Below are 236 nucleotides of genomic sequence, written 5' to 3'. Positions count from 1 at the left end.
ACTCGCACCGCTCGCGCCACGCGAGACCGAGGTCGCCCGCCTGATCGGGGAGGGTTTCAGTAACCGCCAGATCGGCACCCGGCTGTTCATCTCCGAACGAACCGTCGAGAACCACGTTCGCAACGTCATGGACAAGCTCGGTTTCACCTCGCGGACGCAGATCGCCGCCTGGGTCGCCTCGCCGGCCTCACCACGACGGGCGGTGACGCCTGATCCCGGTTGCCGGGCCATCCGGG

General features: G+C 68.2%; 1 protein-coding gene. It reads left to right on the top strand.

What is annotated here, in order from left to right; translation table 11 throughout:
• A partial coding sequence (locus tag BN358_RS25140; RefSeq protein ID WP_198018549.1) for a helix-turn-helix transcriptional regulator occupies window positions 1–236 on the top strand: 236 nt, incomplete at both ends.

Source organism: Sedimentibacter sp. B4 (genome assembly GCF_000309315.1).
Lineage (GTDB): Bacteria > Bacillota > Clostridia > Tissierellales > Sedimentibacteraceae > Sedimentibacter > Sedimentibacter saalensis.
Note: the sequence above shows the minus strand (reverse complement) of the source record. Positions and strands in the feature narration are given on the sequence as shown.